Origin of the sequence: Streptomyces sp. R28 (assembly GCF_041052385.1) — a bacterium.
Lineage (GTDB): Bacteria > Actinomycetota > Actinomycetes > Streptomycetales > Streptomycetaceae > Streptomyces.
Map to the genome: position 1 here is coordinate 335,743 of NZ_CP163439.1, position 12,795 is coordinate 348,537.

Genomic DNA, 12,795 nt, shown 5'->3' on the forward strand with positions numbered 1-12,795 from the left:
TCTACTGCTGCTGGTCGGCTCTGATGAAGGACTGGATCGCGGTGGCCGCGGCCCCGCGTGCCCACTCCTCGAAGGGCAGCGGGCGGATCTGTACGTCGCAGTGGGCGGCGGAGCCGAACGCGGCGGCGGCGAAGGCGTCGCGGATCTGTTCGGCGAACAGGTCGTGGGCGGCGAGGCCCTCGCCGGAGATGATCACCCGCTCGGGGCCGAGCAGGTTGGCCACGGTGGCGATGCCCCGGCCGATCGCCTCGCCCGCGCGCGCATAGGCCTCACGCGCTCCGGCGTTCCCCCGGTGGGCCAACTCGACGGCCTCGGCGGTGTCGGTGACCTGGACGCCCGTGGTCTCGCGGATCCGCCGGACGATCGCGGCGTCCCCCGCGATCGCCTCCACGCAGCCGCGGTTGCCGCAGTGGCAGGGCGGGCCGGCCGGGTCGACGGTCACATGCCCGATCTCGCCGGCCACGCCGTGCGCTCCGGCGACCACCCGGCCGTGCACCACGAGGCCGCAGCCGATGCCCGCCCCGACCGTGACCACGGCGAAGTCGGACAGCCCCACACCGGCGCCGAACCACTGCTCGGCGACGGTGAGGGCCCGTACGTCGTTGTCGACGGTGACCGGCAACCCGGTGGTCACGGCGGCGAGTTCGGCGAGGGGCACGTCCCGCCACTCCAGGAACGGCGAGTAGCGGACGACGCCCGCGCCTCGGTCGACGTCGCCGGAGACGGCGATGCCGAGGCCGAGGACCGGTACGCCCAAGTCGCCTGCCTCGGCGAGCAGTTCGCCCACCAGCTCGGCGACCGAGGCCAGCACGCCCTTCGGTTCCCGGTCCCCGAGCGGCGCGTGACGGGCGACGCGGATGCGGCAGCACAAGTCGGTGAGCACGCCGATGATCTCGTCGCCGGTCACCTTGACGCCGATGAACAGCGCCCGTCCCCCGTCGACCCGCACCGGGTTGGCGGGGCGGCCGAGTGCGGGGCGGGCCGGCTCGTCCGCGTCCTCCACCAGGTAGCCGGCCTCTATGAGGGGCCGAACCGCCTTGGTGACGGCGGCCGGGGACAGTCCCGCCCGCCGGGCCACCTCCAGGCGGGTGAGCGGCCCGTGGGACAGGACCGTGGTGAAGATCTGCGAGGCGGCCGGCGTGTTCGCCGGGAACGTCTCGGCGCGGCGGGTCGAGGACATGCCCGGAACCTAGAGCCCTTATTTTCCGCCGTCAATAAAAGAAGCAGGATTCGCTGCAGGACTCCCTCCCGGTGATCCCCTGTCGTCCAACTGTGCGCCGTCTGTGGCGATGTGACGGGATGCGAGAACGTTGCCCCGCACGAAGGTGATCGTTCTCGTATCAGCAGCACATCGGCAGAAACTGGGAGGAATCCGGATGGTCTCAGCAACGGTGGTCCGAGGCACGACGGCAGCGGCGGGCCTGGTGTCGCTCCTGGCGGTTCCCGCACACGCCGCCACCCGGGAACCCGGCACCACCACGGCCGACGCCCCGGCGCGCGCACTGGCCGAACCGGATGTCACGGGCGTGTGGAACGTCCTGAACACGGTGCGGCGGCAGGGCGCACCCGGCGCGATGGCGCGCCTCGACGACCGCGACACGATCCACTGGGCGGCCGTCGGTGTCGCCGACCGGAAGTCCGGACGGGCCATCAGCAACGCCGACCGGATCCGCATCGGCAGTGTCACCAAGGTCTTCTCGGCCGTCGTCCTGCTGCAACTGGTCGACGAGAGGAAGCTGAAGCTTCACGCCCCGGTCAACCGCTATCTGCCGGGGCTGCTGCCCGACGACCGCATCACCGTGCGGCATGTGCTGAGCCACCGCAGCGGCCTGCACGACTACACCAACGAGATGTTCGCGCGGACGGTTCCCGGTTTCGAGGCGGTCCGCACCAAGGTGTTCACCTACCGGCAACTGGTGAACCGGTCCCTGAGCAAGCCACGCACCACCCAGCCCGGCGGCGCTTACTCCTACTCCAACACCAACTTCGTCGTCGCCGGCATGCTCATCGAGAAACTGACCGGGCGCTCCGTGGGGACCGAGTACAAGGACCGGATCATCGGCCCGCTGAAGCTGCGCGACACCTTCTATCTCCACCCCGGCACGAAGATCCCCGGCCGGCACGCCCGCGGCTACCTCACCCCGGACGCGGCCGGAGCGGCACTCGTCGACTCCACCGAGCAGACGGTGTCCTGGGCTCAGAGTGCGGGCGCGATGATCTCCAGCACGCGGGACCTCAACACCTTCCTGTCGGCGCTGCTCGGCGGACGGCTGACCTCCAAGGCGCAACTGGCCCAGATGGAGCGGTGGGTGCCGGCGGGCACCGCGCAGGCGTACGGGCTCGGGCTGCGGCGCCGCGACCTGTCGTGCGGGATCTCCGTATACGGCCACACGGGCGCCGTCCAGGGCTACTACACGTATGCGTTCGCGTCCAAGGACGGCAGGCGCAGCCTCGCCGCGGTCGCCAACACCTCCAACAACGGCACGGTCCTCAACTCCATGCTGGGCACGCTGGAGTCCGCGTTCTGCGGCAAGCCGGCGAAGGCGCAGCGGCGTTCCGCGCCCGTCGAACGGCACGAGGACGTCGCGCCCGGGGTCCCCCTGGACGCGAACTCGAACTGAGCAAAGCCGCACGCCGCCATCCGGGCCGGCGGGAACCCACGAGGTCCGGTGGACGTTTTCCGGACATCCCCACCGGATCTCGAAGCACCCACCAGGACGGCACGATGAGCGAGTTGGTTCCCGGGGGCAATCTGCCCCTCCCGGGCGGCGGCGTGAGCGTCCGGGTGCCCGGACCCTTCGACGTGTCCGCGCTCGTCACCGACGACAGCGGCAAGGTCCGGGGCGACGCCGACTTCGTGTTCTACAACCAGCCGTCCGCCCCGGGTGCCCGGCTCCAAGGCGACACCCTGACCCTCGACCCACCGCGACTGCGCCCCGGGGCCACCCGGGTCACAGTGGTCGTCAGCCCCGCCGACCCCGGCACTCCCCTGAGCCGCCTGCCCTCCCCCACGCTCCAGGTCACCGGCCCGGGCGGCCACCCGATCGCCCGGTTCGCCCCGCCGCGCCCACGGCAGGAGACCGTGCTGCTTGTCGCGGAGATCTACCGTCGTGGCGGCGGCTGGAAGCTGCGGGCCCTGGGGCAGGGGTACGCGGACGGGCTGGCCGGGCTCGCGCGCGATTTCGGGGTCGACGTCATCGAGGACGCGACACCGTCCCCGGTCCCGGTCCCGGTCCCGTCGACACCGGTCCCGCCGTCGCCCGTCGCGCAACCCGCACCCCCACCCACCGCTCCTGCCATGCCCACCGCTCCCCCGAGGCCTACCGCACGGCCCACGATGCGGACCCTCTCCGCCGTCACCACCCCGCACGCCCCGCTCCCCGATCGCGACGGCTTCCTGGATCTGGTCAACTCCGCCCGCACCGACGTCGGTTCGCCGCCGGTCACCCTGGACGCCCGCCTCGCCTCCGCCGCCCAGGCCCACGCCTTGGCGATGGCCTCGGCAGGACGGCTCGGCGTCGAGGGCCCGGACGGCGTCTCCGTGTACCAGCGCGTCACCGGCGCCGGGTACGCGTATCTCACCGTCGGCGAGCACCTGGTCTCCGGCCCCCGCACACCCGCCGAGTTCGTCGCGTACTGCCTGCGCACCGACCACCCCCGCCGCACGCTGCACGACCCGGCCTTCACCCACGCCGCTCTGGCGTACGTCACGGGCGGCCGCTCGGGCGACACCTACTGGACCGCGCTGTGGGCCAGGCCGCTCACGCCGGGCGACCTGTCCCGCACGGCGGCCGAGGTCGTCGAGCTCACCAACCGGGAGCGGACCGGGGCCGGGCTGCGTCCCCTGTCCGTCGACCCCGTGCTCACCACCGCCGCGCAGGCGTACAGCGCGGACATGGCGGCCCGGGCGTTCTACTCCCACACCTCGCCCGAAGGGAGTCAGCCCTGGGACCGGGCCGCCGCCGCGGGCTCCACGCGGCGTTCGATCGGCGAGAACATAGCGTGCGGCCAGCGCTCCCCCACCGAGGTCGTGGAGGGCTGGATGAACAGTCCGGGCCACCGCGCCAACATCCTCAAGCGCGACTTCACCCACATAGGCATCGGCTTCGCGGGCGGCGGACCGGCGGGGACGTACTGGACGCAACTCTTCGGTGCCTGACGGCCGCAGGACAGCGGCATGCCGCGATCTGGTCGGAACGGGACCGTCCGGGACAGGATGCCCGCATGAAGGGTGACCTCTTTTCCAGCGAGCACATTGTCCAGCCCGCCTCCGTGCCGGGCATGACGGTCGAGAACGCCAAATGCATCAAGTACGCGGTGAACGGCGAGATGCACGCCCGCCAGGGCGCGATGATCGCCTACCGCGGCAACCTCCAGTTCGAGCGCAAGGGCCAGGGCGTGGGCGGCATGCTCAAGCGGGCCATGACCGGTGAGGGACTGCCGCTGATGGCGGTGCGCGGGCAGGGCGAGGCCTGGTTCGCGCACGAGGCGCAGAACTGCTTCGTCGTCGAGGTCGATCCCGGCGACGAGTTCACGGTCAACGGCCGCAACGTCCTGTGTTTCGACGCCTCGTTGTCGTACCGGATCGCGACAGTGAAGGGCGCGGGCATCGCCGGCGGTGGGCTGTTCAACAGCGTCTTCACGGGGCACGGCCGGCTGGGCCTGGTGTGCGAGGGCAACCCCCTGGTCATACCGGTCTCGCCGCAGTTCCCCGTGTTCGTCGACACCGACGCGGTGGTCGGCTGGACCGCCGGACTGCAGACCTCGCTGCATCGCTCGCAGTCCCTCGGCTCGATGCTGCGCGGCGGTTCCGGGGAGGCCGTGCAGCTGATGCTGCAGGGTCAGGGCCATGTCGTCGTTCGGCCGAGCGAGGTGACGCCGCAGAAGGCCCAGCAGCACTGAGCCCCACCGAAGGCCTCGGGTCCCGCGACGTGATGTGCGCCTCACGAGCAACCCCGCCCGCCCCGCCGGCGTCTTGATCGGCAACAGCTGAACAACATCAGGTGACCGACCTGGGATAACGCCCTGGCCTTTTGGGCCGGGGCTGATTTCCGACGCACTATACCCTCCATGTATACACATCACGTATAGATGCCGTGTATACCGGATCGAGAGGAATCCATGTACGGCAAGGCATTCGCCCCGGAGTATCAGGGCGCCCTGACCACGCTGTCCGTCAACTCCTCGCTGACCGACGTACTGGCCGCCGGTACCGAGCAGTTGCAGGCGGCCGAGCGGACCGGGCAGCACGGCGAGGCGGCGCGCTCGGGGCTCGCGGTCGCCGAGGCGCATCGCCGGCTGGGGCAGGTCGGGGACGCGGACCGGGCGTGGAAGGCGAGCTACCGCGCCGCCCGGGAGGCCGGCGACACCGCGGCGATGGCGTGGGCGTTGTGGAGCGGCGGCACGCTGGCCCGGCAACGCGGCGCGTTCCCGCTGGCCCGGCGGCTGCTCCAGCTCGCGGCGGACTTCGGCGAGCGCGGCGGCGACATCGTCGTACGCGGCTACTCGCTGGCCGGTCTGGCGGAGACCGGCCGGATCCAGGGCGACTACGAGGCCGTCCGCCGGCTGCACGAGCAGCTGCTGGCCGAGGCCCGGCGGCGTGGCGAGGCGCGGCACACGGTGTGGGCGCTGGAGGGCATAGCCCAGATCCATCGCAACACCGGGTCGTACGACACCGCGTACGCCCTGTTCGAGGAGGCGGCCGAGATCGCCGCGCGTGCCGACGACCGGCGTGGCCACGCCTGGGCTTTGCGTGGGCTCGCGGACATCGTCTCGGTGCGCGACGGCGACGCCGAGCGGGCGCTGGCCCTGCTGTCCGAGGCGGAGACGACGTGCCGTGCGATGAAGCTCTCCAGCGCGCTGGCCTACAACCACAAGATGCGCGGCAACGTCCTCTACCGCGCCGGGCGCTACGCCGAAGCCCGGGACCTGTACGAGCAGGCGCTCGCGGAGTTCCGCGCCATGAGTGAGCCGCGCGGGGAGGCGCTGTCGCGGCTGGGGCTCGCCAAGTCGCGGGCCCGGCTGGGACGCGACCGCGCCGAGACCGCCGCCGAACTGGCCGAACTGGCAGGGGTGCTGGAGCGGATCGGACTGCGGCACGCCCGGGAGATGGTGGCGCGGGCGCAGGAGGAGTTCTGCGCCATGGAGGATGCGGAAAACCCTGCCGAGCATGCCGAGGTGGGCGCCGGGGCGGTGTCCGTACGGTGACGACGTTCCCCTCCGCAGTACAGGCGCCGGCGGACGCCCGCCAAGTCCTCGACCGCTGCCGCGCCTTGGTGCGGCCCGCCCTGCGGGAGGCGGTGGGGCGGACGCATCCGTGGGTCGGTGAGATGGCCGCGTACTCCTTCGGCTGGTGCGAGGTGGGCGGCGCGCCGGCCGCGGCGTCCGGCGGGAAGGGCGTACGGCAGGCGCTGGCGGTTCTCGGGGCCGAGGCGTCCGGTGCGCCCGGGAGTGTCGCGGTGCCCGGGGCGGTCGCGGTGGAGCTGGTGCACGCCTTCTCCCTGCTGCACGACGACATCATGGACGACGACACGTCCAGGCGTTGCCGCCCCACCGTGTGGGCGGCGTACGGCACGGGACCGGCGGTTCTCGCCGGGGACGCGCTGTTCGCGCTCGCGGTCGAGACGCTCGCCGTGGAAGCGGCGGGCCCGCAGGCCGTACGGCTGCTGTCGGTCGCCTTGCAGGACCTGGTGCGCGGGCAGGCGGACGACCTGCTGTTCGCCACGCGTCCCTGGACGGGACCGGAGCGGGTGCGGCCGGACGAGTACCGGACGATGGCCGAGCACAAGACGGGCTCCCTGCTGGGCTGTGCGGCCGCGCTGGGCGCTCTGCTCGGCGGTGCACCGCCCGCGACCGTCGCCGCGCTCGACCGGGCCGGCCGGCATCTGGGCATCGCCTTCCAGGTGGTCGACGATCTGCTGGGCATCTGGGGCGACCCCGCCGTCACCGGCAAGCCGGTGTACGGCGATCTGCGGGAGCACAAGAAGACGTTCCCCGTGCTGGCCGCGCTCGACTCCCCCGCCGCCGATCGTCTCAGCGCGCTCCTGGAGTCGGACGCCGACCCCGCCGAGGCGGCCGCGCTGATCGAGGAGTCGGGGGGCCGCTCGGCCGCCCTGGCGCAGGCGCGGCGCCAGGTGACCGCCGTGCAGGCGGCCCTCGCCGAGGTACCGCTGGAGGCGAGAGCCGCCGGGGAGCTGCGGGCGCTGCTCGACTTCCTCGTACGACGCGATCTGTGAAGGCACAGTTCACAGCCGTACGGTGGTGAACTTCGCGTCGCCATGCCGCTCGCAGCGAAACCGAGTTGACCGGCGTCACCAGCCGCGTCAGTGTGCGAAGCGGCGTGGTCCGTCGCACCCCCACGCCGGAAAGGTGACTGCCTTGATCGGGATCTCGGACGTCGAAGCCGCGGCCGACCTCATCGCCGCACACGTCGTACTCACCCCGACCGTACCCAGCCCCGGCCTGTCGGCCCTCCTCGGCGTTCCGGTCACGGCCAAACTCGAACTCCTCCAGCGCACCGGCTCGTTCAAGGCCCGCGGCGCTACGGCCAAGCTGCTGTCGCTCAGCGACACCCAGCGCGCCGCCGGGGTCGTGGCGGTCAGCGGCGGCAATCACGGAATCGCCCTGGCGATGACGGCCGCCGTCCACGATGTGAAGGCCACCGTGGTGATGCCGCGTACAGCGCCCGCCCGCTCCATCCGGATGGTCGAGGACGCCGGGGCGTCGGTGCGGCTGACGGAGGACATGGACGGCGCGTTCTCGCTCGTCACCCGGCTGCGCGACGAGGGGCTGACGCTCGTCCACCCCTTCGACGACCCCTTGGTGATCGCCGGCCAGGGCACGGTCGGGCTGGAGCTCGCCGACGACGCCGGTGACCTCACGGACGTGCTCGTCAGCGTCGGGGGCGGCGGACTCATCGCCGGCGTCGCGGTGGCGCTGCGGGCCCGACGTCCCGACGTGCGGATCTGGGGTGTGGAGACCGAGGGCGCGGAGGCCATGTCCGAGGCGCTGGCGGCGGGCGGGCCGGTGCCGGTGGCGCTGTCGTCGATCGTGTCGACGCTGAGTGCGCCGGCCGTGTCGCAACTGACGTACGACCATGTGTCCGCCCTGGTCGACGAGGTGCTCGTGGTCCCGGACCGGGAGGCGGTGCGGGGCGTGCTCGACCTCGCCGAACACGCCAAGGTGTGGGCGGAGCCGGCCGCCGGCTGTCTGCTGCCCGCGGCCCGGCGCGTGGTGGAGCGGGTCGGGGACGGCGCCCGGCTGGGGCTGGTGGTGTGCGGGGGCAACGCGACGACCGGGGACGTGCTGCGCTGGGCGACGGATTTCGGTCTGCTCTGAAGCCCGCTGGCTCAATTTCCGTGGTTTTCCGGATTCTTACTCACGCGTAAGAAGCAAAGGGAAAGAAAGGCCCTTTAGTTGAGGTTTTCGTTGAACGCTTCCCGTCGCACCTCTCGTACTTCCTGTGAGAAATGAGAGCCAGGGGTTCAGCGAGGGATGACCATGGTCAAGGCGCGTGTCTCCACAGCCGAGTTGGTCGCGGGAAGGTACCGGCTCGTCGATGTCGTCCATCGCGAGACGAACCGCGTCAGTTACTACGGCGAGGACATCGAAACCCAACGTCCATGCCTCCTCACCCAGATCGGGCTCCCCGACGACCCATGCCCCGAGGAAGGGCGCCGGGCCACCTCCCGGATCCTGCGGGCGTCCGAGCGGATGGGGCTGCTGCGTCCGGGCCGGGTCGCGAGCGTCCTGAACGCCGTCGAGGAGTCCGGCAGCCTGTGGATCGTCGCCGAGTGGATCGACGGCACGCCCCTGGGCGAACTCCTCACCCAGCAGGGCACGTTCAACCATGTGCGGGCGGCGCGCATCGGCCTCGAGCTGCTGGACGTGCTGGAGGCCGCGCACGTCGCGGGCATCACCCACGGCGAGCTGAGCCCGGGCCAAGTCTTCGTGAGCGACGAGGGCTCCGTCGTGGTCACCGGCTTCGGACTGGCCGGCGCGACCCTCGCACCCCGGGTCGCGGCACCGTCGTACGCGTCCCCGGAACAGGCCCGTGACGAGCGCATCGGGCCGGCGTCGGATCTGTGGGCGCTCGGCGCGATCCTCTACACGATGGTCGAGGGCCGCCCGCCGTATCGGGAACGGGACCGGCCCGAGGCCACCTTGAAGGGCGTGGACCGGCTTCCGCTGCGCGCGCCGGTGCGTGCCGGGCCGCTCACCCAGGCCGTGCAGGGGCTGTTGCGCAAGGACTCACGGGACCGGCTGAGCCGACCGGTGGTCCGCGACGCGTTCGTTCGCGTGCTCAACGAGGAGCCCGAGGCTGCCCTGCGGGCGCAGTCAGGCCCCCGCCTGCGCGGTCTGTACTCCGCGGGACCGGGCTGGGGCAGACGCGCCATGGTCGTCGGCACCGCCCTCGCCGTGGTCACCGTCGCCGCCGCCGTCCTGGTCGTGACCAACAGCCGACCGGACGACTCGGGCTCGTCGGCGGCGGACACGGCGCCCGGCCCGTCCGCCTCGACCGAGGCGCCCACCGGTCCTCCCCCCACTGCCACGCCCAGCTCGACGCCCAGCTCAGCGCCCAGCTCGCCCCCCAGCTCGTCCCCCAGCTCGTCCCCTACGAAGGAAGCGACAGAGGCGGAGACGCCCACCGCATCCCCGTCGGGCACGGCCCCGCCGCCCGGCTACGCGACGTACAAGTCACCGGACGGCTTCTCCGTCGCCCTGCCCGAGGACTGGCAGCCGCTGCGCACCCAGCGTTCCTCGGACCTGGCCTACCGCGTCTTCTTCAGCGCCGACGGCGATGCGCGCAAGCTGGCCGTCACCTACAGCGAGGCGCTTGGATCGGACCCCGTCGCCATCTGGCGCGACGACGTCCAACCCGACCTGGAGGAGCAGGGCGGGTTCCAGCGGATCGGCGAGATCGAGGCGACCACGTACCAGGGATACGAGGCCGCCGACATGGAGTGGCTCGCGGACCAGGACGGCGTCCGTGTCCGCACCTTCGGCCGCGGCTTCCTCATCGATGATCACCGGGGCTACTCACTGCGCTGGACGACTCCGGAGGCCGACTGGGAGGACCCCGCCAACCGGGAGGCCCTGGACGTCTTCCTGCGGACCTTCCGGGTGCCCGAGCACTGATCAGGCCGACGCGCGAGGTGCGCCCATCGCGCGCAGGGGCCGGCGGTGCAGCGGGGTGGTGCGCCAACGCGCCGTGAACGTCCGGTCCTTGAGCGAGCACGTCACGTCCAGGTGGTGCGGGGTCTCCAGGAAGGCGATGTCCACGACGAGGGTGTCCGGGTCGGTCCAGCCGCCGCTGAGCGCGGTGGGCACCGGCTCCTCGGTGACGGTCCAGTCGGCGTCCCCGAGTCGCAGCCGAAGCGGGTGACCGTCCTCGGTGAGCGTCAGCATCCAGCCGTCCGTGCCGGGCGTGAGGTCGATCGCGGTCAGCTTGGGCAGGTGCGCGCGGACACCGTCGTCCGGCGTGAACGCGGCTCCGGACCATTGCTCCGCCCGCTCGGGAGGTGCGGGCTTGCCGACGGCGGGCGGCAGCGCGAGGCCCGCGAGCCGCTCCGCCAGGGCCACGTCCGCCTCCCCGCCGCCGGTCGGGGGCGCGGGCCGGAACGCGGGCAGCAGATGCTCCCAGACCAGGTTCAGCAGGCCCTGCATGTCCCAGGTGTCCGCGGTCGTCGCGATCACGGCGTCCTGCTCGGGCAGCACCACACAGAACTGACCGAACGCACCGTCACCGCGGTAACCGTGCCGGGACATCCAGAACTTGAAGCCATAGCCCCGCTGCCAGTCGCCCCCGGGCATGACACCGGCGTTCGAGATCTGCGGGCTCGTCGCCTCGGTCACCCACCACTCGGGCAGCAGCCGTTCGCCCTCCCAGACCCCGCCCCGCAGATACAGCTGGCCGAGCCGGGCGATCGCGTCGGTGGTGGCGTGCAGTCCGCTGAAGCCGAGCTCCCGGCCGCTGCGGTCACACAGCCACGCGACCTCACCGATGCCGAGCGGATCGAGCAGGCGGGGCCGGAGGTACTCGGTCAGCGACTGGCCGCTCACGCGCTGGACGATGGCGGCGAGCGTGAAGGTGGCGGTCTGGTTGTACGCGAAGACGGTGCCTGGGTCGCGGGACGGGGGTACCAGGAGGAACCCGCGGACCAGGTCCTCGCGGTCGAGTTCGCGCGCCGCGAGGATCGTGTCGGTCTCGTGCCCGCTGGCCATGGACGCCACATGCCGCACGAGCATCGCGCGGCTGCGCGGATGGGTGATGTCGGCCTCGAGTTCGGGGAAGTACGAGATCACCGGGTCGTCGAGCCGTATCAGGCCCTCGCCTGCGGCGATCCCGGCGGCGGTGGCGGTGAAGCTCTTGCTGATCGAGTAGAGGAGATGCGGGCGTTCGGGGGCGTACGGCGCCCACCAGCCGGAGGCCACGAGGTGGCCGTGCCGCAGGATCATCAGGCTGTGCGGCTCGATGTCGGGGGCGGCGTCGAGGGCGTCGAGGAAGGCGAGGACACCGGAGGCGTCGACGCCTTGGGCGGCGGGGGGGCTCAAGGGCAACGGGCGGGCAGACATACGCGCATCCTCTCCCGATGCCCGGGCGATGATCGAGACGTTTGGCACCCCGGACCGTGCACCCTGTCCCTCAGGACCGTGCACCCTGCCCCTCGCGGTCAGCTGGAGCCCCGCCCCGTCCGTCCCGTTTTCAACACCCGTGTCCGGGGACTCGGCCCCCATGGTGCAGATCGGATACACGATGATGACCGAGCAGGCCGGCCCCCGTGAGCTGGTGGACCACCTGGTCCGCGCCGAGGAGGTGGGCTTCGACTTCTCCGTGACCTCGGACCACTACTTTCCGTGGCTGCGTTCACAGGGTCACTCACCGTACGCCTGGAGTGTGCTGGGCGCGGCCGCCCAGGCCACGTCGCGGATCCCGCTGATGACCTACGTGACGTGTCCGACGTTCCGCTACCACCCGGCGGTGGTGGCGCAGAAGGCGGCCACGATGCAGCTGCTGTCCGAGGGCCGGTTCCGGCTCGGGCTCGGCTCGGGCGAGAACCTCAACGAGCATGTCGTGGGCGGCGGTTGGCCGTCCGTGGACGTACGCCACGAGATGTTCGAGGAGGCCGTGGAGATCATCCGGGCGCTCTTCAAGGGCGGTCATGTGAACCGTCGCGGCACGCACTTCGACGTCGAGTCGGCCCGCCTGTGGGACCTGGCGGACCAGCCGCCGCCCCTCGGCATCGCCGTCTCCGGGGACCAGTCCTGCGAGCTCGCGGGCAGGCTGGGCGACCTGGTGATCGCCACGGAGCCCAAGGCGGAGCTGCTGGCCGCGTTCGACCGGCACGGCGGCGAGGGCAAGCCGCGGGTGGGGCAGCTACCGGTGTGCTACGACCCCGACCGGGACACCGCGATCAAGCGTGCCCACTCCCAGTTCCGCTGGTTCGGCGGCGGCTGGAAGGTCAACTCGGAGCTGCCGCACCCGGACTCCTTCGAGGCGGCGACCCAGTTCGTCACCCCGGACGACGTCGCCGACTCGATCCCGTGCGGCGACGACCCGGACGCCTTCGTCGAGGCCGTCCGCCCGTACGCCGAGGCGGGCTTCACCGAGATCGCCCTGGTCCAGATCGGGGGCGAGACGCAGCTGCCGTATCTCGACTGGGCGGAGAAGACGCTGCTGCCCGCGCTGCGGGACGCTCTCGCCTGACCGCACGCGCACCGCACCGGGTGACGCCGCAGACCTCGAGAGCGAGGTCCGCGGGTGCCATAGGCTGCTGGTCTGCACTTCTGCCGCCC

General features: G+C 72.0%; 10 protein-coding genes. 8 read left to right on the forward strand and 2 right to left on the reverse strand.

Annotated features, from left to right (window positions below; translation table 11 throughout):
* Position 1: 1 nt before the first annotated feature.
* A complete protein-coding gene (locus tag AB5J49_RS01430) occupies positions 2-1,180 on the reverse strand; it encodes an ROK family protein (RefSeq protein ID WP_369166605.1) in 1,179 nt (392 codons plus the stop codon).
* Positions 1,181-1,376: 196 nt separating this feature from the next.
* Here AB5J49_RS01430 and AB5J49_RS01435 point away from each other — a divergent pair, with 196 nt between their 5' ends.
* The 7 genes from AB5J49_RS01435 to AB5J49_RS01465 all read left to right on the forward strand — a co-directional run bounded on the left by AB5J49_RS01435 (position 1,377) and on the right by AB5J49_RS01465 (position 10,137).
* Positions 1,377-2,621, forward strand: a complete 1,245-nt coding sequence (locus AB5J49_RS01435; RefSeq protein WP_369166606.1) for a serine hydrolase domain-containing protein — start codon at positions 1,377-1,379, stop codon at positions 2,619-2,621.
* Between the two features lie 104 nt (positions 2,622-2,725).
* Positions 2,726-4,159 (forward strand): CAP domain-containing protein, encoded by a 1,434-nt coding sequence (locus tag AB5J49_RS01440; protein ID WP_369166607.1) that lies wholly within the window; start codon positions 2,726-2,728, stop codon positions 4,157-4,159.
* Positions 4,160-4,224: 65 nt separating this feature from the next.
* Entirely contained in the window at positions 4,225-4,902 is a 678-nt protein-coding gene (locus AB5J49_RS01445; RefSeq protein ID WP_369166608.1) for an AIM24 family protein, read from the forward strand.
* A gap of 219 nt (positions 4,903-5,121) precedes the next feature.
* A complete protein-coding gene (locus AB5J49_RS01450) occupies positions 5,122-6,207 on the forward strand; it encodes a tetratricopeptide repeat protein (protein ID WP_369166609.1) in 1,086 nt (361 codons plus the stop codon).
* Positions 6,204-7,235 carry a polyprenyl synthetase family protein gene (locus AB5J49_RS01455; protein ID WP_369166610.1) on the forward strand — a complete coding sequence of 344 codons (1,032 nt, stop codon included), beginning with the start codon at positions 6,204-6,206 and terminating at the stop codon, positions 7,233-7,235. The genes AB5J49_RS01450 and AB5J49_RS01455 overlap by 4 nt, the downstream gene beginning before the upstream one ends.
* Before the next feature lie 142 nt (positions 7,236-7,377).
* The gene (locus tag AB5J49_RS01460) at positions 7,378-8,337 is read left to right on the forward strand and encodes a threonine/serine dehydratase (RefSeq protein WP_369166611.1); all 960 of its coding nucleotides are present in this window, start codon (positions 7,378-7,380) and stop codon (positions 8,335-8,337) included.
* Between the two features lie 156 nt (positions 8,338-8,493).
* Positions 8,494-10,137 carry a serine/threonine protein kinase gene (locus AB5J49_RS01465; RefSeq protein WP_369166612.1) on the forward strand — a complete coding sequence of 548 codons (1,644 nt, stop codon included), beginning with the start codon at positions 8,494-8,496 and terminating at the stop codon, positions 10,135-10,137.
* Here the strand turns inward: AB5J49_RS01465 and AB5J49_RS01470 are convergent, their stop codons facing one another.
* Positions 10,138-11,574, reverse strand: coding sequence for a serine hydrolase domain-containing protein (locus AB5J49_RS01470; RefSeq protein WP_369166614.1), 1,437 nt, complete (start codon positions 11,572-11,574; stop codon positions 10,138-10,140).
* A 160-nt stretch (positions 11,575-11,734) separates the two neighbouring features.
* Between AB5J49_RS01470 and AB5J49_RS01475 the strand changes: the two genes are divergently transcribed.
* Positions 11,735-12,706, forward strand: a complete 972-nt coding sequence (locus AB5J49_RS01475) for an LLM class F420-dependent oxidoreductase (RefSeq protein WP_369166615.1) — start codon at positions 11,735-11,737, stop codon at positions 12,704-12,706.
* Positions 12,707-12,795 lie beyond the last annotated feature (89 nt).